Below are 25,511 nucleotides of genomic sequence, written 5' to 3' on the forward strand. Positions count from 1 at the left end.
TTGCTCTCAGGGTGTAAGTTGGCCTTCGTTTAACACTTAGGCGTGCCGCGTCAATCACAGGCGCAGTTCTGATCCAGTCAAAGAGCCCAGTGATTTGGCCAAAAGACCCACAACAGCAGTGCGCGCGGGCTTTACTGCCCCTTCACCGACATTGATCAGGTTTAACGTCAATCCATCACGTCGCAGCGCATGCGCGAGCGCCCCTTGTACAGACACAAGTGCAGGCGCCATCGCACCCGTCACAACATCAAGCGCCTGATCGGGGCGCGAAACCACGGTGACGATCTGGCCATCGCGGGTGGACAACGCAGGCATAAAACCCTGCACAATTCCCTGTAGTACCGCGATATTGAGGTCAACCTTGTCCGGATGGCGCAGCGGCATCAGGTTTAACACTCCGTCAAGGCGCGCCTCGCCCCACGCACGACCCACACGGCGCAGCGCCTCTTCCGGCGCACCCTTAAGTGCAAGAGGAACAGCACCAGATATTTGCTTGAGCGCCTCAGCATTTGCATCAGCGGCAACCACCTGCGCCCCAGATGCGCCCAAAGCGCGCACAATGCTGCGCCCAAAGCCACAACAAGCACCCAGCACCATAATCCTCTGCCCTTGCAGAATTCCTGCAGGGCGTTTGGTGGTTTGTGTTTTGATATCCAACATCTTTTACCCTTTTTCTGCCAACTGCACGCCAATACTTGGCGTGTTGCCAATCAGGCGCTGGTGTTCTTGCAGCGCAAACCGATCGGTCATACCCGCAATATAGTCCGCGACGATACGTGCCAGCATTGTACGATCTGTCCCAGCTTGGGCAATAGAATTTGCCCAGTCGGCGGGCATCAGCGCAGGTTGTTCTAGAAACAACGGGAACAAGTCCTCAACCACGTCCGAGACCTGGGCACGAATTTTCATCACTGCGGGGGCACGGTACATCCGTGTGAACAGGAATTTGCGGATTGCATTCAAGTCCTGCCACATGCCGTCCGAAAACCGGATAACGGGTCGCCCAAGGTGGCGAATTTCCTCAACGGATTGCGCGCCTGCATCTTCCAACAGCTTGCGCGAGGTCTCAATCACATCGGCAACCATTACGCCAAACACACGCCTCAAGGCCTCATAGCGGCGGCGATACGCATCCAATCCTGGATATCGCGCATCAACTTCGGCATATGCCGCCCCAACCAACGGGAGCTCTGTAATATCGTTGTCGTCAAACAGACCTGCACGCAGGCCATCATGAAGATCGTGATTGTTATAGGCAATATCATCCGCCAATGCAGCAACTTGGGCCTCAGCGCTGGCGTGGGTCTCAAGCTCTAGATCATGGGTCAGGATGTAATCAGCCAAAGCGTGCGGCAGGTCACCAGTCACGGGGCCGTTGTGCTTTGCGATCCCCTCAAGGGTTTCCCACGTGAGGTTCAAACCATCAAATCCAGCATAATGGCGTTCCAGCGAGGTCACGATCTTGATCGCTTGCGCGTTGTGATCAAACCCGCCGTAGGGTTCCATCAACGCGTGCAGTGCGTCTTCGCCCGTGTGGCCAAAGGGCGGATGCCCCAGATCATGGGCCAGTGCAATCGCCTCGGTCAACTCGCCATTCAGATGCAGCGCGCCTGCAATTGTGCGCGCAACCTGCGCGACCTCAATCGAATGCGTTAACCTTGTGCGGTAATAATCACCCTCATGTTCAACAAAAACTTGTGTCTTGTGTTTGAGCCGCCTGAACGCGCTGGCATGGATGATCCGGTCCCGATCACGCTGGAAACAAGAGCGGAAATTGCTCTCTTCCTCAGGCACTCGCCGCCCACGGGCGCGGTCCGGATCGGAGGCGTAGGATGCACGCATGGCCAAGTCTCCTGTAACACGGAGCTTGTACCCCGCTTTAACCGTTTCTATATTATGCATTACTACGGATGGAAACACACTGCGGAGTGACCCCATGAACCTGCCCCCAAAAGTGACCGAACGTGCGTTTGCGCGTCTCAATGAAATCGGCGCATCAAGCGACGGCAAAGCCCTGCGCGTCGCCGTTGAAGGTGGCGGATGTTCCGGCTTTCAATATGAAATCGCGCTAGACGAAGCAAAAGACGATGACCTGCATCTGCAAGGCGCTGGTGAAACTGTCGTTGTCGATAGCGTCTCCTTGCCCTTTCTTGCCAACGCTGTGATTGATTTCACCGAAGAATTAATTGGCGCAAGATTTGTCATCGAAAACCCCAACGCGACCTCTTCGTGCGGCTGCGGCACATCATTCTCGATGTAAGGTTGCTTGCCCTGCGGGGCCAATTGGGCGATAGCAAAGGCACCCCCGTTAAAGGAGCCTTGCGCCATGAAAATCGCCACATTCAACATCAACGGCATCAAGGCCCGCATTAACGCCCTCCCCGATTGGTTGGACGAGGCGCAGCCTGATGTTGTTTTGCTGCAAGAAATCAAATCCGTCGATGAAGCATTCCCGCGCGAAATATTCGAGGAACGCGGCTATAACGTCGAAGTTCACGGGCAAAAATCATTTAACGGCGTCGGGATCCTGTCCAAACTCCCGCTAGAGGATGTCACACGCGGCCTTCCCGGTGACGACAGCGACGAACAGGCCCGCTACATCGAGGCAACTGTTGTAGGCGAGAACCATTCTGTGCGGCTGTGTGGCCTGTACCTGCCCAACGGCAACCCTGTTGAGCTGGAAGAAGATGGCCAGCCTATAGCGGGCGGAAAATACGCCTATAAATTGGCATGGATGGACCGCCTGCACGCCCGTGCGCAGGAATTGTTAGCCGAAGAAACACCGTTCTTGATGGCCGGCGATTACAACATCATTGCCCAGCCAGAAGATGCCGCAAAACCTGAAAGCTGGGTTGGGGACGCCGCCTATCGCCCTGAAAGCCATGCAAAATGGCGTGCATTGCTCAATCTGGGGTTCACAGAAGCCTTTCGCGCATGCACCCAAGCCCCTGGCCACTATAGCTTTTGGGACTACCAAGCAGGCGCATGGAACCGCAACAACGGCATCCGCATCGACCACTTCCTGCTGTGCCCCTACACCGCTGATCGCCTGCGCGACTGTCAGATCGATAAAGACATCCGTGGCCGTGAAAAACCATCCGATCACGTACCAGTTTGGGTTGATCTAGACCTCTAGCGGTACCGCTGAAAGTTTGCAGTGCCGCCGTTGCCCTCTCTATTTGGACATGTCGGTCTTCACGATGTTAGCCAGAATGAGCTTCTTGCTGCCTATAGATAGACCTGAGGTGCAGTAGATGTTTGTCAGGCTGTCTAATTCAGGCGCATCCATGTCAAGCGGGACAGCTCCACATCCTGAAGGATCAAGGGCATTATATAATATAATAGCGATTTCCAAATTGTCGGCTCGATGCTGGCTTGAATAGGTACCGCCTTCAAACTCGACTACAAATGTCCAAATCGCCATCTATTATCCTAACCCGCAATTATGTCGACGTTATCCATTCTTGAAGGCAGGAATTTCCATCTACAAGTCCAAAACGCCTCAACGCTGTTTAGTGGATTTGGGCAACAAATCAGGCATCAAAAGCAAGCAACCAAATAGGCGCTCTCACCCAATCGGGGTGCAATATTGCCTCACGTAGGCTGTGTAGGCATCGGTGAATAGCTCAACTTTCGCTTCGAAAGCTTTCACCCTGCTAAATGAAATAGAAACCACTAAAATCATGATGTCCATTGCGTATTCCCGTGCCCACCTCCAGCCGACCATTTCCAAAAGTCAAACTTGAACCAATCGCAGTAAGCGCCGCAACAGGTTAGCTTCCGTTTTTGCCTTTTCTGTCGTGGCTGGCAGAGAGGGCATCGCGTTGCAATCGAACCTTCTCGGACGGGTTCACCCCATCCATCCAGATGGAAATCAAGTTGTCGATCGGCGAGGTGCAAGAGCTTCATGGGTTTTGTCCGTAAGTTATGGCGCCATGGCTTTCGTTGTGTTGCGTGTCGAACTAGCAGTAACTGGCAATTTGGGTGTGGTAGGAGACGCGGGTAACGATCCCGCCCGTCTACGCTTATCTGGCGCTCCGGACTTATAAGGCCCAGCCGCACACCTGTGCTGTCTCCCAAGCGTGAAAAGATCAACGTATGAGGTGAGGCAGCAGGACACTGCGACGGTGGGTGTTTGGGAAGTTTGTCAAAGGAAGCTTCCGGTCAATGGGCATACAAGCAATGCGTCGCACCCATCGTAGGGCGCGGTCAGCAGGTTGCGTGTATGAGTGCTCTAATCTTCAACATGCGGCAAACATGCCGAGGGAAACGCTTGCCGTCAAGAGTGGATATTGACGCTCAGGTCATCATAGAGCTTTGTTTTCAATTAGCATTTGCGAAAAAGAGAGAGCCTTGGGATTTTAATTGCAGTCCGAAGACTGGATCGCCAGTGTGAAGAACCCTTTACCTCACGTACGGATCTAAAGGCGACATCCAGGAAACTTGATATGATTTTCGAAAAGTGCTGCACCCCCTTTTGCAGACAATAACACAAACCAACATCAGTACTCATCGACTTCCAATATCCATGAGCATTCGAAACCGACGCGCAGATGCCAAGCGGCCATTCGAGCGCTTCGCTGACGGTAAGCGCGGTAGAAAACTGATCTGGCACCGTTTATGCGGGACAAAACACCAATTTCCTGCGCTTGCCACAAAGGCACCTTTTCGTTGTGTAACACCTGACTCTAAAACCGCTAGACATGCTGCCAGAAAAGCCACTCAACTCGATTTTTTTTGTAATGAACGTTCAGAACTTTCCGTTGTCGTTTTTCCACTCATTACGCGGAGCAATCTTTTCGGTTGTGTCCCAATGCTCCACCACTTTACCTGCGGCCAGTCGAAAGAGGTCATAGAAGGAAGAGTGGACGCCGCCATAGTTCCCCTCACTGACGCAGAGTACAAAATTTCCCTGAGCTAAAACACGGTGGATGCGGTGATATTCGATGTGTCTTCCACCGGCATTTTCGGCCTCCAGCGCCGAACGAAGGGCAGAAACGCCACCTCCCAGTCGTGGATTGTGCTCGGTGTAGATGTCAGCGTCAATAAAATCGGTCAGCCGGTCAAACTGCCCGTCGATGAGCACCGTTTCAACGAAGAACCTGACAACGGCACGATTGCTTTCCGTCATTTCAAAGTCAACCGCTTGGGTTGGCCCAGCAACCATGCTTTGACCGGATTGGTTTGGACCCGTTCTTTCCTGAATATTGTCCCAATGTTCCACCGCCTGTCCGCCCTCAAAGCGGAAGACCTCAAAACAGATTTTCCTGCTAGTGAAATCATACTCCATTTGAGCGAAAACAAATGCTCCGTCCTCGAACCCTCTGACCATGTTGACCTTGGGTTCGGTTTTCGAAAGTCGTTTGAAGAGTGCAGCCAGCCCTTCACTGCCCTCGTGAGTTTGCGGGTTGTGCTGGATGTATTTTGCTTCATTGACCACAGAGAGCGGTTCGGATGCACCAGTCTCAATGCACTTCAGCAGATCTCGTATTTGGTTTATCTGAGATTTGGCCATTTGTAATTCTGCCCTTTAATATAAGATTGCCAATCTTGGGTAAGGAGACCACGTGAAAGGTCCTATGTATAGGTCGGTCAAAAGGTCGTTTTAGCTCTGCCATCTAAATAGTCGACATTGGCTGCAATGCAGGAAATTGGCAAAAAAAGGCTTGGAGCCGCCGTTTGCTGCTTCCGCAAAATTTGTGATATACAGCTCTGTCAACGTCGGGTTGTCGCTCTGGGAGGGATTGGCGGATCGGAGGATCCATCATGCAAACACCAAACTTGCCTGCCATCCACGCGCTTCGGCCTGCTTGGAACAAGGGTCGTATCGTCGGTCAAAAGCTCCCGCTGAAACCTAAACACGTCTGGGCGATCCGTGTCAGACTGGAACTGGCTGAAAACCATCGCGACCTGGCCCTCTTCAATTTGGCCATCGATAGCAAATTGCGCGGCTGTGATCTTGTCCGGATGAAAGTCGTGGATGTAATGGCATCGGCGAAGATCAAGGCAAGGGCATCCGTTCTGCAAAGCAAAACCCAAAAGCCGGTTCGGTTTGAAATTTCGGAAGGTACGCGGGCATCTGTCGCGAATTGGATGGAAGACCCGCTGATGGTCGGATCCGAATTTCTCTGGCCAGGACGTTTCCACGTGAGTCTGCACATCTCAACGCGTCAATATGCACGGATCGTACGGGACTGGGTCGGGTCCATCGGTTTGGAAGTCACAGCTTATGGTACGCATTCAATGCGACGGACGAAGGTCACACAAATCTACAAGAAGACGGGCAATCTGCGTGCTGTTCAGCTTTTGCTGGGTCACACCAAGATGGACAGCACAGTGCGATATCTTGGCGTTGAACTCGAAGACGCCTTGGCAATCTCGGAAGCCATTGAAATCTAAACCTTAGGGCCGTTCGGAGGGACGGCCCTAAGCAGCAATTCATGCTTGGCCATGTCGCTACAGCGCGGATGCGCCAAAGCTGACATTAACGATTTTGTGCAGGAATTTGACCTAATAGGTACTAAACGCTACAGCCCTTTTGACAGAGATCAGGCTGGGGCTGGCTCATCAAACATCCAAACGGTGCCGCTTAAAATTATTTCTTCGGGGTTGGCCTCAATATTGAAGCCGCGGAGAATTTTCAAACTCACGCGGCGACGTTGGACGAATTTGAGTGGGGCTCGCTTGGAAATGCGTACAAAACGCCAATTTTCCTGGGGTGCATCAAGGATTGGTTTAACATCTAAACGAATAGATTCTATCGATGTAGAATTCTAATTTCCTGCGCACGAAAAGAGGATAACTACCTGAATTGGACAACTCGATATGAATAAAGCTCGGTCACTAACCTTGTGGCTCAGATCAACGACGTTGTTACTTTTGTTTTCAGCGGCAATTGCGGGAGATAACGCCACATGAGCTACGAACTGTACTATGCGCCAGCAAGTGCATCACTGGGGGTCAGAGTTATTCTCGAAGAGATTGGGGTTGATTATAAACTTCTCCACGCCACCATAGATATGGACAAACCAAGACTGCAGAGCCACCTTGCATTGAATCCGAACGGCTGGGTACCCGTTCTAATTTGGGGCAAGAACGCGATGTACGAATGCGCGGCAACAACGATTTTCCTGTGCGACCGCCATCCTGAATCGAAACTTGCGCCTGCTTTCAACGAACCCGAACGTGGCTTATTTCTTCAGACGTTGGTTTATTTTTCCAGTTCCGTGCAAAACGCATTCCAGCTTGATTACTACCCGGATCGCTTTGCTGACACGCCTGCGACAGAACCGAGTGCGCAGCGCCGCGGACTTCGGCGATTGCGTGAGACATGGAAGATCATTGATGATCAGATTGGGGACAACAGATGGGTGATTGGTGACCGTTTCAGCGCTGCGGATATCTATTTGTTCATGCTGACCACTTGGCTCACCCCTTCGCGTGGGCAACCATCGACGCAGGAGTTTCCTAACGTAAAGCGTATCGCTGACGTGGTGATGCAAAGGCCCAGCGTTCAACTCGTCTACGAAAAGTGGATATCGGAACAGACCAATGGGTAGCTGAGCCTGTAAATGGGGACTCAACGGTTCGAAACGACCGTTCTCTTCGCCACCGCACGCTGTGGTTTAGCTTACTCGAAACAGGCATTGTTGTCTTTGAACAGCATTTTAGAGGGACATCGTCCAATCGCAGGCCTCGGCAAGCTCAACCAAGCAAAGCTATCCTACAGGAAGCTTCCCATTGAGTTAGGAAGTCCATCACCTCCCAACTGTCGCGATGCCTTGGCGACGGACGCGATGCTTCGCGATCCCCTTGCGCGACGTGCCTCTCGACCAACTTCGTTTGATGGAAAAACGCGTCGAAGGGATCGTCGACATGGATCAGTTCATCTTCACCCTCATATGGCGACCACATCATCGCGCTACGCCCTGGGACAGGCAGCCATGGATTGCTGATAAAACTCAGGACACCATTTTCTCCCATGACGCTAAAGCCGTTCTCCATCCCATAAGAATCTGTGGATTGAAGCGTGGCCAAGACTCCATTCTCAAATCGGGCCGAACAGGCCGCGTCGCAGATGTTCCCATCCTTATTCAGATTGCCAAAGCCCTGTACTTGACGGTTCCTAAAAACGTCGGGCCCGCACATGGTCTGAACCGTAAGCTGCAACAAGGAGGTTGGGTAGCATCCCAGATTGTAGAGCGTTCCCCCGCCCTTTGGATTGACCACATCCCCGATGTTTGCACAGTAGTAGCCGTTCACGCTACGCAAATCACCCAACCGCCCATCTTGCAAAACCTCGACAAACCGCGACAGGAAAGGATGCGACAGGTACATTAGCCCTTCAACAAAGAACGTGCGCGTTTGCGCCACTGCAGCCAACAACGCATCAGCGTCGCCCATTGTCGTCGTCAGGGACTTTTCGGACAAAACAGCCTTACCCGCCTTCGCGGCCTTAATTGCTGCGTCTTTATGCAGGTGATTAGGAAGGCCCAAATAAACAGCATCTACATCCGGATCCGATAGCAGTTCATCCAGATCAAAGGACAGCTTTGGAAACCCATATTGGGACTGCAACTGCATAACCATATCTGAATTTCGACCGTAAATGGAATGTAGCTGGGAGCCATCGCTCTTGACGATCCCATCAATAGCTTGGTGCGAAATAAATCCTGTACCGATAATTGCCCAATTAAGCGCCATCTTGCCTCATAATTGTTATATTTATGCTGGAGTGACCAAAAGCCGATAGCTTCCAGCCTACCGATAGAAGCGACAACTGCAAAGCAGCATTGCGATAGCACGATTGCTTCCCGCTACTTTACGAAAGCTATAATTTTCTCAATAGCTTAATCGACCTTCAATAGCTTTTCTATAGTAGTTCCCAATCGACCCAAAGCCGCCGTTAGTATGAAACACGTCTAATGGCAGCTCCCAGCCCATGGTGTCGAATGAGGGCATTGCTCCATATAACACCAAAGCGTTATGGCAAACTCGGCGTTTAAGCGAAACCCGCGTTTATCCCTCGGCATGAGGACAGAAACCTGCCGCTAAACCGCTAAAACCCCATAAAACCATAGCTTGATGAATCCGATGCTTCCACTTCGGAAGCAAAACCACGGTTTTTGGGAAATTTATGCTTCCCTATACAGCAAAAAGTTAAAATGGCGTCCTAGGCTTCAAGCTCGGCGTCCCAATACAAGAAATCAATCCAGCTGTCATGGAGATGGTTGGGCGGGAATTTACGCCCTGTATTGCGCAACTCTTCAGCTTGGGGTTGGCGCGGTGGTTTACGCAGTTTGAACGTAGTTTGATGCAGCGCCTTGGACCCTTTGCGCAGGTTGCAAGGGCTACATGCCGCAACGACGTTTTGCCAACTCGTAACCCCTCCAGACGCACGCGGTACCACATGGTCAAACGTCAGCTCCCCTTTTGCGCCACAGTACTGGCAGCAAAATTCGTCCCTTAAAAATAAATTAAAGCGCGTGAAGGCCACGCGCTTTTGAGGTTTTACATAGTCTTTGAGCACAACGACAGACGGGATCCGCAAGGTTGTACTAGGGGAGTGAACACTGTCTTCGTATTCCGCGACGATATCCACCCTATCAAGGTATTTGGCCTTTACCGCATCCTGCCATGACCACAGCGAAAGCGGATAATAACTCAAAGGTCGATAATCCGCATTCAAGACCAAGGCGGGCCTATGTTTAAGCCCTCCCGGACTTCGCGTAAATTCGGTTCTGAATTCGCGGTCCATTTGCACGTCATCCTCTCGCCGTCTGATGTGACTATATCTCGTGGTTTGAAGCTGGCAAGCCTCTCTTTGACACAAGATGTCGCAGGTAGCGTAGGACCGGAATGTAACAGGTGATTGACGCGCGAAGCCCCTTTAGAGGCTAAGTTTGTCGCGCATAAATGCTAGGGCCACTGACAGCCCATCGGGCGCAATCCCGTGACCTGTGCCTTTCATGATATGTGCAAACACATCGGTCCAGCCAGCCTCTTGTAACGCCTCGGCCGCCTTGGGGAGCGATTCAGGTGGTACAACGTCATCCTGATCGCCGTGAATCAGCAGGATTGGGGGGCGCGAAACGGCCTCATCTGCTAGGCTTTCTGGGGCTTGCATGCGACCGGAAAAGGCAACAATACCAGCGACTTCATCCTCGCGGCGTGGCGCGACATGCAACGCCATCATTGTCCCTTGGGAAAAGCCAAACAGCACAACCTGCTCGGGCAGGACATCTTCGTCCACCATCAACGCATCCAGATAGGCGTTCAAATCTTCTACTGCCTGAACCATACCCCGTTCGCATTCTTCCTGCGAAGATCCGTCAATCCACGGCAGTGGGAACCACTGAAAGGCGTTTGGTGCCCCCGCTACGCTTTCTGGTGCATCAGGTGCTACAAACAACGTGTCCGGCAGGTGTTCGCCTAAAGGATCAGCAAGACCCAACAGGTCTGCACCATTGGCACCATAACCATGCAAAAACACCACAACTGATCTGGTTTCCCCTGATACAGGTTCGCGGCGTTCTGAATTGAGGACTCGTGTCATGTTATTCCTTCTCGATCTTTTACAATACGGTAGTAGGTGAACAGCAACCGCGCTGCAACCGCACGCCAAGGCGACCAGTCCGCTGCCATCGCTTCTAATTGTTTTGGGGTTGGGCGCGCGGGTAAATCAAACAGCACGCGCGCAGATTCTTGGAGGGCCAAATCACCCGGCGCAAACACATCCATCCGGCCTAGATTGAACATCGCATAAACCTGCGCTGTCCAGACCCCGATGCCTGACACGGCAGTAAGCGTCTCGATCACCTGCGCATCTGTGGCACCGCGCAATGCGGCATAATCAATGCCCGCCTCAGCCAAGGCACGGGCGTATTTCACCTTTGGCCGGCTCAGACCTACTGCTTTCAGATCATCCTCATTGGCGAGACGAACAGCCTCTGCCGTGTTCAGCCCTGCCGCTTCGACCCTGCCCCATATGGCACGCGCTGACGCAACTGACACTTGTTGGCTGACGATCTTATTAAACAGCGCACCAAATCCGTCGGGCGCTAGGCGCAACGGCAAAGGCCCAGTATCTTGCAAAGCGGCCGCAAATCGCGGCTCTGCATTGGCCAACCATGCGGCGCCTTCGGCGACGTCCGCATCTGACGTGATCAGGCGCATCACAGTGTTTTGATCCAGTCCAGCGCGGTATGAATATCTGCCACTGTCGTTATCCCATTTGGCGCACGCGGACGCTCAATCAGGATCACCTCAATGTCCAATGCCTCGGCGGCATCTAGTTTCGGGCGACTTGCCCGTCCGCCCAGATTGCGACAGATCAGCGTGTCTACTTTTAGGTCTTTGAACAGCGCCTGTTCGTCTGCAGCAGTAAAAGGAGGATCGCCAAACATCAGTTCAACAAATGGATAAGGTGCAGGGCGTGTATGGCGCCGCGTTTGGCGCAGCATCAGTACTTCGCCCTGAAACCCCACATAGTCAGGCAAGCTGTCCCAGCCCGTCGCACAAAATACACGCGCGCCCTGCCCAATCATCGCATTTGCAGTGCAAATGTCAGATACACTGTGCCATTTGGGGTGACCTTCAGTCTCCCATGCAGGACGTTCCAAACGCAGATATGGCAGCCCCAACATCTTTGCCGCGGCAAATCCCTGCTGAGTGACGTGGCGGTCAAAACCATGGCTGGCATCTAGCACCGCACGGTAACCTCCTTGGGCAATTGCATCTCGCATTTCTTCTGGTGCATCAAATCGCCGCAGCAGGGGTGTTTGGGGCATTCGTGCATCCCCGCGCGGGGCCTCAGAAAGCCACGCGTCATACGAGACATCTTGGTCGCTCAGCGCTTCTGCCATGCGCCGCGCCTCAAAACTGCCCGCAAGCAAAAGGATATGTGGAACCGTAACCATCACAACAGCTTTAGCCGCACAGACGCCGGACACAAGAGCACAAGCACCCCCAATGGTTTGGCAGGGGGTTGCCCCCCCACACACAGAGGAGTAGCGATTACGCAACGAAAAGGGATTTTCCGATGATTGACGACACGCGCGCCAAACGAAACGTGATGGTTTTGGTTTTGGCTCAGGCCTTCTTGGGCGCTCAGATGCCCATGATTTTCCTCGTTGGTGGGCTTGCCGGAAAATCACTGGCCACAAATGTGTGCCTTGCGACATTGCCAATCTCGATGATTGTTCTTGGATCAATGATATTTGCGACGCCGATCTCGACCATCATGCAAAAATATGGCCGCCGTACGGGCTTTTTCCTTGGGGCATTTGGCGGCGCATTGGGTGGCGGCATTGGGGCTTATGGCTTGGTCCTTCAGTCCTTTCCAATCTTCCTGTTCGGATCATTCCTGACAGGTATCTACATGTCCGCGCAGGGATTTTACCGATTTGCCGCAGCTGATACCGCCTCAGACTCGTTCCGTCCCAAAGCCATTTCATACGTGATGGCAGGTGGTTTGGTATCTGCAGTCTTTGGCCCGCAACTGGCAACTGCTACGTCCTTCGCTTTTGTCACGCCGTTTGTCGGCACCTATTTGGCTGTCATGCTTTTGAACGCTGTAGGCTGCTTGTTATTCTTCTTTATCGACATTCCAAAACCAGAAGCCCCTGCAGCGGACGCACCGCGCGGACGCACCCGCTGGGAGCTGATCACAACGCCTCGCATTGCGGTGGCTGTCATCTGCGCCATGGTTTCTTATGCGCTGATGAACCTTGTGATGACCTCAACACCGCTGGCTGTTGTCGGCTGCGGATATGAGCAAAAGGACGCAGGTTTCGTCGTTACGGGCCACGTGCTGGCTATGTTCGCCCCGTCGTTTTTCACAGGTCACTTGATCAACCGTTTCGGGGTGGAACGCATTGTAGGCACCGGCATTGCCATTCTTGGCTTTGCTGGCGTCGTCGCCTTGCAAGGCGTTGAGCTGGAGAATTTCTACATCGCCCTGATCCTGCTTGGCCTTGGCTGGAACTTTGGCTTTATTGGCGCGACATCAATGTTGGCAGGTGCACATGCCCCGCACGAACGCGGCCGCATGCAGGGCCTCAATGATCTGTTGGTGTTCGGTGGTGTTACTGTGGCGTCGCTTGCCTCAGGTGGTTTGATGAACTGCTCTGGCGGCTCTCCTGCGGCGGGCTGGGCGTCGGTCAACTATGCGATGATCCCGTTCCTGATCCTTGCGGGTGGTTCATTGCTGTGGCTGATGCTGCACGATCGCCGCGCAGCAGCCTGATCGTTACCCAGTTACCAGCGCCCTAGGGCTGCACACACTGTAAACGGCAGCCCCGCATCGGGCAGCTGCCCCTCCACAACAGATTGCGGATGGTTCCTTGCCTGCTTCAACGCGGGTTCTGCAGCCGTGGCGGGAAATAGGGCTGGCGCACAGGCACGTGCAATTGATGCACGCCCCTTACGGGCCTCATTCAGCGCACTCAAACCACCCTTGGCAAGGGCCGCAACACCTGCAGGTGTCCCATCTAGTAGCGGTACGCGGCCCGCTTCTTCTAGGGCTGGTATTGCGCGCAACCACGCCCCAATTCCTGCACTATATCCTGCACGCCGGACGGGCGCTTCAGCCGCTTGCCCCAACAAAGTTGCCCCAACCCACATCAGGTGACCTGATGTTTGGTTGATGTAGCGTTCTAGATCAGCTTCATCCTCAAACGGATCACGGTAGATATCCCAACGCCGCGCCGCGACCAGCTCATCCAGCAGTCTGGCGTGCTCCGGAGTGATGACCTGCGATAACGGTGTTGCCACTTCGTGACGGCGCACGGTTTTACCCTCTGCAATTTCCTCAAGCACGTCGCGCCACCATTGCAGACGCATTTCGGCGATCATTGCTTCGCTGGTGACCCAAGGCGCGCGGCTGACTTCAACGTTAAACGCATAAAGCGCAAACAGCGCCCCCCGTTGCGCCACGGGCGCCATCATCGCAGTGCGGAACCGCAGTGGATCGCCGCGTTCAACCAATGCAGCGCAGGCTGTTAAATCATCAGACCAGTTCATGCGGGGCGCACAACGCTCAGCAAATAGCCGTATTCGTCGCGGTGCGCGCGCCAGCAGGCCGCCTCTTCTTCGGCTTCATCCAGCACAGTATTCAACGCGCTATCTGCATCTGCACGCAGGGCTGCAATACGTTGATCCAAAGGGCCAAAATATGCCTCCCACGCAGCATCAGGCAAACGCCTTTGTCCCAGTACTACATATCCGGCACCTTCAATCTGTTGCGTAATACCCGCCTCATTGGTCATACTTGGGTATTCACGATCCCACATCGATTTGGGACGCTCGGAGGGGGTATCAGTGAACCAACACGCCTCAGAGAATGCAATCGCGCCGCCCGGCAACAGGGATTTTCGCCACGCGTTTAGCGCAGGACCAACGCCCATGAAATACACCGCACCCGCACACCAGATCAGGTCATAGGGGTTTGCGATGACCTTCATGTCAGCCTTAAGTGTTGTCACACGATCATCTGCACGCCAAGCATCCCGGGCTGCCTGAACAAAATGCGCTTTTGCATCTAATGCCGTGACATGAGCATTCTCTGCCTCAGCCAACAAGGCCGCAATGTCGCCACCCGGCCCGCACGCCACATCAGCAATACGCGCGCGCGATGGAAGCTCCAACAAGGATGCCGCCCATGCCACATCTTCGGGTGCACCTGGCCCCTCGCGCGGCAAATCGCGGTGGAGTTTAAAGAATGCTTCGGTTGCCAGATCAGAACTCATTTAAAAATCCCTCAATTACTGCGCGCGTGCGCGGATCGTCTACGATATCCAGATGGCTTGCACCTGTCATCAACTCATAGCGGCCTTTGTCCGTCACAGCACCCATGGTTGGGGCGTATTCCTGAGCACGAAATGCTTCATCCGCGCCCCCCGCCAGTAGGATAAACGGAGGCAGTGCGGCGACATCCTCAAGATACTTGCTGCGCGGCGCATAAGACGCGTTGAGGCGGTAGGAATAGGCAACCGTGGCGGTATCGCCCAACGGGCCGTCTAGCACGACCTGAGGCATATTGAACTGGATGATCGGTAGGTGGTTTAGCGCCTTGATCTGGAACGTATTCAGGATCGAAAGCCCGATGATCCGCCGAGTCAGAACATGCGCCCATCCGCCAGAGTTGGGCCGCGTGGTTGGCGCATTGTGTTTAAGAAATGGCGCAAGCAGAACAGCACCATCCAACATATCGCCGTGCTCACCACCAGCAAACCGCACAACCAGACCACCACCAGAGCTGTGGCCTGCCATGATCACTTTCTGACCGGGCTTGGCCACTGCAGCGATCATATCCGCCAGATCGTCCTCATATTGACCGATGTAATCGATATCACCGCGCCGCCCCGGCGCAGTGCCATGGCCGCGCAAATCAGGAATAATCACATCAGCTTTGCCTTGTAAGGCATTTCCAAGGCTGTCAAATTGCAAGCCATGCCAACCAGAACCATGCACAAGAACCAACAAGGGTACATTGTCTGCGCCGCCATAGGTGCGGACCTTTAAATCATAACCATCGCGCATGGGGATGCTCAACAAGGGCGCTGGCGTTTCGCTGCCACTGGCCAACTGGCGTGAAAAATCCAGCCCCCCTTCACCGCTCATGGTTTTTGGGCGTTGGGTGAAAACAAGGGTCACCGCAATCACCAAGGTGATCACAATCGAGATCAGGATGCGTTTGAAAATATCAAAAGCCATTGTGTCACCCTTTGTCTCTGATCAATTTCCAGCGGATCGCATCCAGCAGCGCATCAAAGGAGGCATCAACTATGTTAGCTGATACACCAACAGTGGACCAACGGTGGCCCTGCCCGTCTTCGCTGTCGATAATGACGCGCGTCACCGCTTCGGTGCCGCCCTGCGTTATGCGTACTTTGAAATCGACCAAACGCCAGTCTTCCAGCAATGCCGAATACTGACCAAGGTCTTTGACCAACGCCTTTGAGAGCGCGTTCACCGGACCACGGTCACTGCCCGTCTCATCCATGCTTTCTGAAACTGATTGGCGTTTTTCGCCGTCTACCTTCACAACTACAACTGCCTCAGAGAGGCTGATCATCTGGTCGTATTTGTTTTTGCGCCGCTCTACGGTCACGCGGTAGCGTTTGACCTCAAAAAGGTCTGGCATCTGGCCCAACACCTTGCGCGCGAGCAGCTCAAAGCTGGCTTGCGCCGTGTCATAGCTATAGCCCTCTGCCTCGCGTGCTTTTACCTCATCAAGGATTTCAGCCAGTGCCGGATCACCCTTTTCTACCTCCAGCCCAGCGCTTGCTAAACGGCGGCGCAGGTTCGATTGGCCCGCCTGATTGGACATCGGGATTATGCGCGCGTTCCCAACGATTGAGGGATCGATGTGTTCATAGGTTGAGGGGTCTTTGAGGATGGCCGATGCGTGCAACCCCGCCTTATGCGCAAAGGCGGATGAGCCGACAAAGCCAGCCTGTTTGTCCGGCACACGGTTGAGGATTTCATCCAGCATGCGTGACGTGCGTGTCAGCCCTGCCAGTGCTTCGGTGCTGACACCTGTCTCATAAAGGCTGGCGTAGGGTTCTTTCAGCATGAGGATCGGGATCAACGTAACGAGGTTGGCATTGCCACAGCGTTCGCCAAGTCCATTCAGCGTGCCTTGGATTTGGCGCACGCCCGCATCCACAGCGGCCAGCGAACAGGCAACCGCACTTTCGGTGTCGTCATGGGTGTGGATACCCAGACGATCACCGGATATGCCCGCGGCGATCACCTCAGCGGTGATGCGGCCAATCTCGGCGGGTAGTGTCCCCCCATTGGTGTCACACAGGACAACCCAGCGGGCACCAGCATCATAGGCGGCTTTGATTGCTTCTAATGCATAGGCGGGATTGGATTTATACCCGTCAAAGAAATGCTCGGCGTCAAATAGCGCCTCGCGGCCCTGCGCCACAAGATGCGCGATGGAACGTGAGATGTTTTCGGTATTTTCTGCCAGCGTGATGCCCAGCGCGGTTTTCACATGAAATTCGTGGGTTTTACCGACAAGGCAGACGCTTTTGGTGTTGGCATTCAGGACTGCCGCCAGCACTTCATCATTTTCGGCGGATCGACCAGCACGTTTGGTCATGCCAAAGGCGGTCATGCGCGCGCGGGTTTTGGGGGCCTCCTCGAAAAACGCGCTATCGGTCGGGTTGGCACCGGGCCATCCCCCTTCGATATAATCAACGCCCAGCGCATCTAACGCCGATGCGATGGTGACCTTTTCCTCGGTAGAGAATTGCACGCCTTGGGTTTGCTGGCCGTCACGCAGGGTGGTGTCATAGAGGGAGAGCTTGATTTTGGTCATTTGCGAGTCTCCAGACACTGCTCTTGCTTAGGTCGTGCGCTTGGCACGACCTGTCCCCGTCCGCCCCCACGGGCGGGGACAATCCCCCCCCTCGGACGGGAACAGGTCTGTGGTGTGAGACACATCATTTGAGGGCCTCCAGCTTAGCGGCATCAAAGTCCGGCGTTGGGGTGAGGGAAACGCCTTCCTTGCTCATCTTGACCTGTACACCCGCTGCCAAAAGCATGGTTTTGATGTGGTCTACTTGCGCAAAGTCTTTTGTCTCCATCGCCGTAGTACGGGCATCCCCCAACAAAGACTCATAAGCCGACAGGTCAACATCAGCCTCTTCTAACCATGTTGGAACGTCATCCCCCATTAACCCGAGGAGCTGAAGCGCCCAGCGCAATGCCGCAGCATCTCCGTCACTGGACAGCTTGTGCATATGCGTAATCGCACCAGCCGTGTTCAGATCATCCCCTAACAGGCCAACAAGTGTTTCATCAGGGCTACCCGCATCTACAGTGGCAGCCATTGCATACCATTTGCGCAACGTCTTCTCGGCCTCTGCCCGCTTCTTCTCGGTCCAGTCCATCGGCTTACGGTAATGGGTGCTGAGCATCACAAAGCGGATCACCTCACCCGATACGCCTTGATCTATCAGATCGCGCACGGTGAAGAAGTTACCAAGGCTTTTGGACATCTTCTTGCCCTCTACCTGTAGCATTTCATTGTGCAGCCAGAAATTGGCAAAGGTATCCCCAGCGCAGCAGCTTTGGGCGATCTCGTTTTCGTGGTGCGGGAACATCAGGTCGTTCCCCCCTCCGTGAATATCAAAATGCGCACCTAATAGCTCATGCGCCATAGCGGAACATTCGATGTGCCAACCGGGGCGTCCACGGCCCCACGGGCTATCCCAACCGGGTGTTTGCGCATCAGAGGGCTTCCATAGGACAAAATCCATCGGGTTACGCTTGTACGGGGCGATCTCAACACGGGCACCAGCGATCATGTCATCCACGCTGCGCCCAGACAGCGCGCCGTAGTCCGTGTAGCTGTCTACAGCGAACAGCGCATGGCCTTCTGCCTCATAGGCGTGGCCTTTGGCGATCAGGTCTTGGATCATCTCGATCATCTGAGGCACAAATGCGGTGGCACGTGGCATGTGGTCAGGCTCTAGCGCGCCTACAGCAGCCATATCATCAAGGAACCACTGCGTTGTCTCTGCAGTGATCTCACCAATGTCTTTGCCATCACGCGCAGCGCGGGCGTTAATCTTGTCATCGATATCGGTGAAGTTACGCACGTAGGTGACATGGCTTTCGCCGTATACGTGACGCAGCAAGCGATTAAGCACATCAAACACAATCACAGGCCGTGCATTGCCTAGGTGCGCGCGGTCATAGACCGTAGGACCACAGACATACATCCGCACGTTCTTGGCATCTATGGGCGTGAATTCCTCGCGTTTACGAGTCATTGTGTTGTGCAGTTTGATGGTCGTCATGGCATATATCCTATCGGCGCGGCATTGCGCGGGACATGGCACAGTTTCAGAGAAGATAAAACAACGTGATCAAGGCCCGCGAGAGGAATCTCAGCAGGTAATCGTGCAACAAATAATGAGTGTTTGCGTTGTCATACCAATTGCCTACCGCAACAGGGGCGTTTTCGTCAAGGCTGATTGACAATTACGCGCCGCTCTGCGCCCCTGCCCGTGAAGCAGAAAGGAGCATATCATGCAGGCATCAAAACGGATTAGTACAATTCTGGGCGGGGGTTCTGACGGGTGGGAAGTATTTCTGCGCGCTCGTGAAATGATCGACGGGGGTACTCCAGTAACGGAGCTTACCATTGGTGAGCATGATATCCGCACAGCGGCCCCTATCTTGCAAGACATGCACCGATCCGCCCTTGGTGGGCATACGGGTTATGCCGCTGTTCCGGGCACTGCAGAATTGCGCGATGCGATTGCAAAGCGCGTCACCGAGCGCACAGGCGTGCCAACAAAGCGTGAGAACGTGATGATCACCCCCGGTGGGCAAGCGGCCTTGTTTGCCGCCCACACGGCTGTGATAGATCCCGGTGATACTGCGCTATATCTCGATCCCTACTATGCGACCTACCCCGGCACGTTGCGCGGTGCCTCTGCCACGCCTCTTGCGATACAGGCACATGCAAGCAATGCGTTCCAACCGCGCGCCGCAGACATTGCTGCTGTGGCTAAGGGTGCAAAATCCTTGCTGGTCAACTCTCCCAATAATCCCACTGGCGTTGTCTATAGCCGTGAGACATTGGAAAGCATTGCAGACGTTTGCAAAGAGCATGACCTGTGGCTTATCTCTGACGAAGTCTACGACACCCAGATTTGGGAGGGTGAGCATATCTCACCGCGTGCACTGGACGGGATGGCAGAACGTACCTTGGTTATTGGGTCCATGTCCAAAAGCCACGCAATGACGGGTTCACGTATTGGCTGGGTCATCGGACCTGAGGCTATGATCGAGCACCTAATCAATCTGGCAACCCATACCACCTACGGCGTTGCAGGCTTCATTCAGGACGCGGCCTTGTTCGCGCTAGTGCAAGGTGATGACTTTGAGGTCGAAATCGCGGAACCCTTCCGCCGTCGCCGTGAACTGGCGCAAAACGTGCTGGCACAGCAAAACGTTGTCGGTGTCGTGCCAAACGGCGGCGCGATGTACATGATGCTTGATGTCTCGGCCACAGGGCTAAGCGGGCAAGACTTTGCCTTTGCCCTACTAGAGAAGCACCACATCGCTGTCATGCCCGGCGAAAGCTTTGGCACAGCGGCAGCTGGTCATGTTCGTGTCGCCATGACCATTGAGGACGGCGCCTTTGAAGAGGCCCTGAAAACCCTGTGTAGCTTTGCAAAAGGCCTTGCTGAAAAAGCCTGAACAAAAAAAGGCGCGCCGTTCATAGGCGCGCCTTAACTATTCTAGCGTTCCCCTACTTTAGAAGCGGAATGAACCGCGCAAGTTGAAGGTTGTTGCATCAGCATCCAAGCCGCTGCCACCAACGTCTTCAAAACGGTGCTCAAGCAGCTCACCACCAACGGTAAAGCGCTCAGTCACCTGATAGGCCACACCGACACCGATAAATGCGCCAGTGTCATCCCCGATGCTGGTTTTCAATTGCGCAGCACCTGCTGTCGCATAAAGCAACGTTTTACCAAAGTCGTAACCGCCGCGCAGCTTCAGGCGTGTAATGCTGTCCGCTTCTGCGACACCACCAAGATCGATATCGGCATTATCATACTCAAGCTCTCCACCCAGCACATACCGGCCAAAGTCATAATCGTAACCAAGGTGTAAACCGTATGTCGTGTCATCGCCTGACAGATCATCGTCGATGTCGCCATACCCCAAGTTCAAACCACCGTATGCGCCTGTCCAGTCAGACGTGACAACCGGAGCGGGTGAGTAAACTGGCTCAATGACCTCAACGGTGTCAATAATCGGTTCATCCAGGCTTCCCGCAAATGCAGCTCCGCCAAGTACCGATGAAGAAAGCACTGCTGTCGCTGCTATTTTGTGAAACTTTTTCATTGTTCTCTCCTAAAGATCGAAGTGTTCTCACGGCTAGACTGCCCAACCGTCCTTAACGAAAACCGGAGATAAACATAAAGTTCAGTTTCACTAGTGTTGCGTTTTTTGCCTCAGCGAGATTTGGCCCGAGCATTTAGTTTTGGGCAAATTCTGGCTGTCAAACCCCGCGCAGCCTTGAATGTCAAAAACGGCAACAAGTCGCAAATGAGACAGAATGACGCGGTTTTCACCTCAATGATTGGCTAAAGGGGAGCCAAAATGCAGAATTTCACCTGTAGAGCGATATTGGTCATCCGCACCATCGGGGCGGAGCGCGGACGGGCGGCACGCGGCGCACCAACGAAGGTTTGATCACCCTTCCTTGTTCCTTTTCCTGAAAGATCACTCAAATGAATGTACAAAACCCTTCCCGTTCTGGTGGCCGCGCTGCGCGCCGTGCTGCGCGTTCCTCCGCCCTTCCTGACAATCTGCGCCCCGTGCGCCCCGGCATGGAAGGTGGTAAGTTCAAACCCCTTTCAGATGCTGATGTTCTCAAAATCCACCACGCCGCATTGGACGCGCTAGAAACCATCGGTTTGGCTGATGCACCAGAATCGGGCGTTGCTTACCTTACTGGCGCAGGTGCCATCCTTGGCGATGATGGGCGCATCCGTTTTCCACGTGCCTTGGTTGAGGACATGCTGGTTAAGGCCAACCGCTCCCTTACCTTGATGAGCAGAGACGGCCAAAACGATCTGGAGCTGTCAGGCAGCCGCGTCCATTATGGAACCGCTGGGGCTGCCGTGCATCTGGTTGACGTCCACGGCAAACATTATCGCGATTGTGGCGTCCAAGACCTGCATGACGCTGCCAAAATCGTGAACACACTGGATAACGTCCACTTCTGCCAACGGCCCATGGTGTGCCGTGACATCACTGATAATCTCGAAATGGATTATAACTCGATCTATGCCTGCGTTGCGGGCACCACCAAACACATCGGCACCTCCTTTACTGATCCCAGCTTTGTCGCCCCCGCAATTGAAATGCTGCATATGATTGCAGGCGGTGAAGACAAATGGCGCGAGCGGCCCTTTGTGTCCAACTCAAATTGCTTTGTTGTCCCCCCCATGAAGTTCGCGACCGAAAGTTGTCTGGTCATGGAGGAGTGCATTAAACACGGGATGCCAGTGCTGTTGCTCTCTGCTGGGATGGCGGGTGCCACTGCGCCCTCTACCATTGCAGGCGCGATTGTTCAGGCTGTGGCCGAATGCCTTGCGGGTCTCGTGTATGTGAATGCAATCAAACCGGGGCATCCGGCAATCTTTGGCACTTGGCCTTTTGGGTTGGATTTGCGCACAGGCGCAATGACGGGTGGTTCTGGTGAGCAGGCCCTGCTCACGTCTGGTTGCGCGCAAATGCACAACTTTTACAATATTCCGGGCGGTGCAGCAGCAGGGATTGGCGACAGCAAGCTGCCAGACATGCAAGCTGGCTGGGAGCAGATGTGCTCAAACGTGATGGCGGGTCTGTCTGGGTGTAACATGATCTATGAAGCTGCGGGCATGCATGCCTCCCTGCTTGGCTTTTGTCATGAAAGCTTGATTTTGGGGGATGATATCATTGGTCAGGCATTGCGCTGTGTGCGCGGAATTGAGGTCAACGACGAAACCCTTGCGCTGGATCAAATCGCCGAAGTCTGCATGGGGGGGCCCGGTCACTACCTCGGGACTGCTGCCACATTAAGCCGGATGCAAAGTGATCACTTCTACCCCTCATCTGGGAACCGCATGTCCCCAAAAGAATGGGTGGAAATGGAAAAACCTGATCTGATTGAAACGGCAACAGCCCGCAAAGAGGCAATCCTTGGTGCGCCATCAGCAGCAGCCATTGATCCAGTCATCGAGCGCGCGATCCGCGATCAGTTTAATATCCACCTCAAAGGCTAATTAGGAAGAACGGAACACAGGTCCGAAGCTGGGGGGCCACCGGACCTGTGTTAAATTTGCGCGCATTGCTGCCACAGATGCGCGCAAACCCGGGAGGGTCGTTAGCTTGCAGGCATCAGGCCTGCTTCTTGTGCCGCTTTCACCTCGGCGTCTTCCAACATGCCATCGGCATTTAGGTCGATGGTCATGAATTGATCTTCGCTCATGTCGGGATAGACCGCTTGCACTTCGGCTAGGCTCAGAACGCCATCCTCATTCGCATCTGCCGATGTTGCACTTTGCCCCATGGCAAAAGCAGGAACGCAAAGAGCAGTTGTTGCGATGAGCGCAAGAGATTTAATATGTGTCATTTGGTGTCTCCATTTAGTTGGTTTATTCGGGGCACCGTTTGGCGCCCTCATCCAAGTAGAGGCCCCAAATGCCCTTCGCGTCCCGCCCCCTAAGGACAAGCGCGGCCAGCCGCCGATACAGACGATACAGATGCGCGCGCTACCGCTCAAAAAGGCCCTAAACCAGCGATCGGCGGAAACACCCTCACTAGTTGTATCCTGAAAACACGTCATGTTGGCCTCAAAATAACGCTTGCAGGAGCTGAACATGAGCCAATTGAAACCCGAAATCGATCTTGCCGCCCTATTGTTGAAACTGCGCCGCCGCGCTCAACGGCTGGGTGCGCAGCTAGGGGATGCCGAGGATATGGCCCAAGAGACCGCTCTGCGCCTCATGCAGCGGATGGAGCGCACAACGGTTGAAGCACCAGAACACTATGCGATGATTATCTTGCATAACCTTGCGCGTGCGCGCTGGCGCACCCAGCTGGAAACCACCGAGTTGGAAGAAGACGCCGCCAGCATCTTGCCTGTTGGGGATAGCCGTCTTGCCATTGATGATCTACGCCGTGCCATTGCCGACCTCCCCGAAGAGCAAGCACAGGTTATGGAACAGGTCTTGCAAGGGGAGCATAGCCCAAATGAAATCGCCAAAAAGCTGGGCCTGCGACGCGGTACAGTGATGTCACGCCTTGCCCGCGCACGGGCAAAACTGCGCGCGCATGTGGGAATGGATGCTGGAACGCCCGTGGCCGAGCTACTTTAACCCAGGTTCTTGCGGTTCACCGCCCCTTTAACCCAAACAAACCTTTGCTTGGGTTAAAGGGGTCAGATTGCGGTAGGTCGATTTTCGATTACTGCGCGGCCAGAGGCATACGTGCCAATTGGCATTGGCCCCATAGACCCTCAAGCGCACCAATTAAATGTTCGATATCTGCAGCGCTATGCACAGGGGAAGGCGTAATGCGCAGCCTTTCGGTGCCTTTGGGTACAGTTGGATAGTTGATTGGCTGGATGTAGATGCCGTGCTCTTGCAGCAGCATGTCAGAGATGAATTTGCATTTGTGCGGGTCTCCCACCATCACGGGGATGATATGGCTGGGGTTTTCCACATGCGGGATACCGATCTCATCCAGACGCGCACGCACCTGCGCTACTTTGGCCTTCTGGATGTCACGCTCCTGCGCGCTGTCTTTTAGATGACGAATGGAGGCCGCAGCCCCCGCAGCAACCGCAGGCGGTAATGCTGTGGTAAAGATAAACCCGCTGGCAAAGCTGCGCACAAAATCACACAGCTCTTTTGATGCTGCGATATAGCCGCCAACCACACCAAACGCTTTGCCTAATGTGCCCTCAATAACGGTTAGACGGTCCATCAAGCCTTCGCGTTCAGCGATGCCACCACCGCGCGGTCCATAAAGGCCAACGGCGTGAACTTCATCCAGATAGGTCATTGCGTTGTATTTATCGGCCAAATCGCAAATCTCTTTGATCGGGGCGATATCGCCATCCATGGAATAGACGCTTTCAAACGCGATCAATTTAGGGCGTTCCAACGGCAGCGCTGCCAGCTTGGCCTCTAGATCAACAAGATCATTGTGCGCCCAGATCATGCGTTCGGCTTTGGAGTAACGGATACCTTCGATCATAGAGGCATGATTAAGCCCGTCAGACAGCACCACACAATCAGGGATGCGCCCCGCCAAAGTGCCCAAAGCAGCCCAGTTGGATACATACCCCGAGGTGAACAACAGCGCGTCTTCCTTGCCGTGCAGATCAGCCAGTTCGTTTTCAAGTAGAACGTGATCATGCGTGGTGCCGGAAATATTGCGCGTGCCGCCTGCCCCTGCGCCGCAGCGGTCAAGCGCCTCGTGCATGGCCTCCAGTACTTTGGGGTGTTGCCCCATGCCAAGATAATCATTTGAGCACCAGATGGTTACATCCGCGGCCTTGTCGCCGCGTGATGTGGCGCGTGGAAAGGACCCGCAATGGCGTTCAAGATCGGCAAAAACGCGGTAATTGCCCTGTTCGCGCAGATCATCCAGCGCGGATTTAAAAAAACCTTGGTAGTTCATTATTCCCCCACCGCCCCATAGGCGACTTCATCAAGCAATGCTTGTATTTCTTGCATCAGGCCATTGGGAAGCACCACTGACACGTCCTGATCCAGCACCACCCCGAGGGAGCCCGCAAAATTCAAACCTGTCAAAAATGTAGAACACATGGTGTTGTCCCCTTATTTCAAATGCAATGCATGAAAACTTGTTATGGAACTTTGACGTAGATCAATGTTCTGAGCGTTTTCAAACGCTGGGTATGGATTTGATTACCCAAGCATAGCGTCCAAAATCGGTGAATGATTGTGTGAAGTCGT

General features: G+C 54.1%; 26 protein-coding genes. 8 read left to right on the forward strand and 18 right to left on the reverse strand.

The window, feature by feature from the left end; genetic code table 11:
• Window positions 1-54 precede the first annotated feature (54 nt).
• Together V7775_RS20585 and V7775_RS20590 are read right to left on the reverse strand one after the other, a co-directional pair.
• A complete protein-coding gene (locus V7775_RS20585; protein WP_335753803.1) occupies window positions 55-660 on the reverse strand; it encodes a hypothetical protein in 606 nt (201 codons plus the stop codon).
• Between the two features lie 3 nt (window positions 661-663).
• Complete coding sequence (locus V7775_RS20590) at window positions 664-1,842, reverse strand: deoxyguanosinetriphosphate triphosphohydrolase (RefSeq protein WP_335753804.1); 1,179 nt, start codon at window positions 1,840-1,842, stop codon at window positions 664-666.
• Window positions 1,843-1,936: 94 nt separating this feature from the next.
• Here V7775_RS20590 and V7775_RS20595 point away from each other — a divergent pair, with 94 nt between their 5' ends.
• Complete coding sequence (locus V7775_RS20595; protein WP_335753805.1) at window positions 1,937-2,260, forward strand: HesB/IscA family protein; 324 nt, start codon at window positions 1,937-1,939, stop codon at window positions 2,258-2,260.
• A gap of 66 nt (window positions 2,261-2,326) precedes the next feature.
• Window positions 2,327-3,136 (forward strand): exodeoxyribonuclease III, encoded by an 810-nt coding sequence (gene xth, locus V7775_RS20600; RefSeq protein ID WP_335753806.1) that lies wholly within the window; start codon window positions 2,327-2,329, stop codon window positions 3,134-3,136.
• A 39-nt stretch (window positions 3,137-3,175) separates the two neighbouring features.
• Here xth and V7775_RS20605 read toward each other — a convergent pair whose 3' ends face one another.
• Together V7775_RS20605 and V7775_RS20610 are read right to left on the reverse strand one after the other, a co-directional pair.
• Window positions 3,176-3,424, reverse strand: a complete 249-nt coding sequence (locus V7775_RS20605; RefSeq protein ID WP_335753807.1) for a hypothetical protein — start codon at window positions 3,422-3,424, stop codon at window positions 3,176-3,178.
• Between the two features lie 1,326 nt (window positions 3,425-4,750).
• Window positions 4,751-5,515, reverse strand: coding sequence for a nuclear transport factor 2 family protein (locus V7775_RS20610; protein ID WP_335753808.1), 765 nt, complete (start codon window positions 5,513-5,515; stop codon window positions 4,751-4,753).
• A 251-nt stretch (window positions 5,516-5,766) separates the two neighbouring features.
• Here V7775_RS20610 and V7775_RS20615 point away from each other — a divergent pair, with 251 nt between their 5' ends.
• Window positions 5,767-6,399: a tyrosine-type recombinase/integrase gene (locus V7775_RS20615; protein ID WP_335753809.1), complete on the forward strand. Its 633-nt coding sequence runs from the start codon at window positions 5,767-5,769 to the stop codon at window positions 6,397-6,399.
• A gap of 515 nt (window positions 6,400-6,914) precedes the next feature.
• The gene (locus V7775_RS20620) at window positions 6,915-7,559 is read left to right on the forward strand and encodes a glutathione S-transferase family protein (RefSeq protein ID WP_335753810.1); all 645 of its coding nucleotides are present in this window, start codon (window positions 6,915-6,917) and stop codon (window positions 7,557-7,559) included.
• Window positions 7,560-7,704: 145 nt separating this feature from the next.
• On the opposite strand, the gene V7775_RS20625 is transcribed toward V7775_RS20620, so the two are convergent.
• The 5 genes from V7775_RS20625 to V7775_RS20645 form a co-directional block, all read right to left on the reverse strand.
• Window positions 7,705-8,703 (reverse strand): Gfo/Idh/MocA family protein, encoded by a 999-nt coding sequence (locus V7775_RS20625; protein WP_335753811.1) that lies wholly within the window; start codon window positions 8,701-8,703, stop codon window positions 7,705-7,707.
• Window positions 8,704-9,172: 469 nt separating this feature from the next.
• Window positions 9,173-9,757: an HNH endonuclease gene (locus tag V7775_RS20630; protein WP_335753812.1), complete on the reverse strand. Its 585-nt coding sequence runs from the start codon at window positions 9,755-9,757 to the stop codon at window positions 9,173-9,175.
• A gap of 132 nt (window positions 9,758-9,889) precedes the next feature.
• Window positions 9,890-10,555, reverse strand: a complete 666-nt coding sequence (locus tag V7775_RS20635; RefSeq protein WP_335753813.1) for an alpha/beta hydrolase — start codon at window positions 10,553-10,555, stop codon at window positions 9,890-9,892.
• Window positions 10,552-11,175 carry a DNA-3-methyladenine glycosylase family protein gene (locus V7775_RS20640; RefSeq protein ID WP_335753863.1) on the reverse strand — a complete coding sequence of 208 codons (624 nt, stop codon included), beginning with the start codon at window positions 11,173-11,175 and terminating at the stop codon, window positions 10,552-10,554. The genes V7775_RS20635 and V7775_RS20640 overlap by 4 nt, the downstream gene beginning before the upstream one ends.
• Window positions 11,175-11,918, reverse strand: coding sequence for a precorrin-6A/cobalt-precorrin-6A reductase (locus V7775_RS20645; protein WP_335753814.1), 744 nt, complete (start codon window positions 11,916-11,918; stop codon window positions 11,175-11,177). Before V7775_RS20645 ends, V7775_RS20640 begins: the two co-directional genes overlap by 1 nt.
• Window positions 11,919-12,040: 122 nt before the next feature.
• Here V7775_RS20645 and V7775_RS20650 point away from each other — a divergent pair, with 122 nt between their 5' ends.
• Window positions 12,041-13,246, forward strand: coding sequence for an MFS transporter (locus V7775_RS20650; RefSeq protein ID WP_335753815.1), 1,206 nt, complete (start codon window positions 12,041-12,043; stop codon window positions 13,244-13,246).
• Window positions 13,247-13,257: 11 nt separating this feature from the next.
• On the opposite strand, the gene V7775_RS20655 is transcribed toward V7775_RS20650, so the two are convergent.
• From V7775_RS20655 to cysS, 5 genes are all read right to left on the reverse strand, one after another.
• On the reverse strand, window positions 13,258-14,022 hold the full coding sequence (locus V7775_RS20655; protein WP_335753816.1) for a squalene/phytoene synthase family protein: 765 nt from the start codon (window positions 14,020-14,022) through the stop codon (window positions 13,258-13,260).
• Window positions 14,019-14,747: a class I SAM-dependent methyltransferase gene (locus V7775_RS20660; protein WP_335753817.1), complete on the reverse strand. Its 729-nt coding sequence runs from the start codon at window positions 14,745-14,747 to the stop codon at window positions 14,019-14,021. Before V7775_RS20660 ends, V7775_RS20655 begins: the two co-directional genes overlap by 4 nt.
• The gene (locus V7775_RS20665; protein ID WP_335753818.1) at window positions 14,737-15,714 is read right to left on the reverse strand and encodes an alpha/beta hydrolase; all 978 of its coding nucleotides are present in this window, start codon (window positions 15,712-15,714) and stop codon (window positions 14,737-14,739) included. Before V7775_RS20665 ends, V7775_RS20660 begins: the two co-directional genes overlap by 11 nt.
• A gap of 4 nt (window positions 15,715-15,718) precedes the next feature.
• Window positions 15,719-17,332, reverse strand: coding sequence for a citramalate synthase (gene cimA, locus V7775_RS20670; protein WP_335753819.1), 1,614 nt, complete (start codon window positions 17,330-17,332; stop codon window positions 15,719-15,721).
• A 124-nt stretch (window positions 17,333-17,456) separates the two neighbouring features.
• Window positions 17,457-18,818: a cysteine--tRNA ligase gene (gene cysS / locus V7775_RS20675; RefSeq protein WP_335753820.1), complete on the reverse strand. Its 1,362-nt coding sequence runs from the start codon at window positions 18,816-18,818 to the stop codon at window positions 17,457-17,459.
• Window positions 18,819-19,050: 232 nt separating this feature from the next.
• Between cysS and V7775_RS20680 the strand changes: the two genes are divergently transcribed.
• Window positions 19,051-20,229 carry a pyridoxal phosphate-dependent aminotransferase gene (locus tag V7775_RS20680; RefSeq protein ID WP_335753821.1) on the forward strand — a complete coding sequence of 393 codons (1,179 nt, stop codon included), beginning with the start codon at window positions 19,051-19,053 and terminating at the stop codon, window positions 20,227-20,229.
• A 57-nt stretch (window positions 20,230-20,286) separates the two neighbouring features.
• On the opposite strand, the gene V7775_RS20685 is transcribed toward V7775_RS20680, so the two are convergent.
• Window positions 20,287-20,880 carry an outer membrane protein gene (locus V7775_RS20685; protein WP_335753822.1) on the reverse strand — a complete coding sequence of 198 codons (594 nt, stop codon included), beginning with the start codon at window positions 20,878-20,880 and terminating at the stop codon, window positions 20,287-20,289.
• Window positions 20,881-21,269: 389 nt separating this feature from the next.
• Here V7775_RS20685 and V7775_RS20690 point away from each other — a divergent pair, with 389 nt between their 5' ends.
• On the forward strand, window positions 21,270-22,808 hold the full coding sequence (locus V7775_RS20690) for a trimethylamine methyltransferase family protein (RefSeq protein ID WP_335753823.1): 1,539 nt from the start codon (window positions 21,270-21,272) through the stop codon (window positions 22,806-22,808).
• 101 nt (window positions 22,809-22,909) lie between these two features.
• Here V7775_RS20690 and V7775_RS20695 read toward each other — a convergent pair whose 3' ends face one another.
• Window positions 22,910-23,158, reverse strand: coding sequence for a hypothetical protein (locus V7775_RS20695; RefSeq protein WP_335753824.1), 249 nt, complete (start codon window positions 23,156-23,158; stop codon window positions 22,910-22,912).
• Window positions 23,159-23,405: 247 nt separating this feature from the next.
• Here V7775_RS20695 and V7775_RS20700 point away from each other — a divergent pair, with 247 nt between their 5' ends.
• Window positions 23,406-23,903: an RNA polymerase sigma factor gene (locus V7775_RS20700; RefSeq protein ID WP_335753825.1), complete on the forward strand. Its 498-nt coding sequence runs from the start codon at window positions 23,406-23,408 to the stop codon at window positions 23,901-23,903.
• A gap of 88 nt (window positions 23,904-23,991) precedes the next feature.
• Here the strand turns inward: V7775_RS20700 and hemA are convergent, their stop codons facing one another.
• Both hemA and V7775_RS20710 read right to left on the reverse strand, forming a co-directional pair.
• On the reverse strand, window positions 23,992-25,212 hold the full coding sequence (gene hemA / locus V7775_RS20705) for a 5-aminolevulinate synthase (protein WP_335753826.1): 1,221 nt from the start codon (window positions 25,210-25,212) through the stop codon (window positions 23,992-23,994).
• Window positions 25,212-25,361 carry a hypothetical protein gene (locus V7775_RS20710; RefSeq protein WP_335753827.1) on the reverse strand — a complete coding sequence of 50 codons (150 nt, stop codon included), beginning with the start codon at window positions 25,359-25,361 and terminating at the stop codon, window positions 25,212-25,214. The genes hemA and V7775_RS20710 overlap by 1 nt, the downstream gene beginning before the upstream one ends.
• Window positions 25,362-25,511: the final 150 nt, after the last annotated feature.

The organism is Sulfitobacter sp., assembly GCF_036960155.1.
Classification (GTDB): Bacteria; Pseudomonadota; Alphaproteobacteria; order Rhodobacterales; family Rhodobacteraceae; genus Sulfitobacter.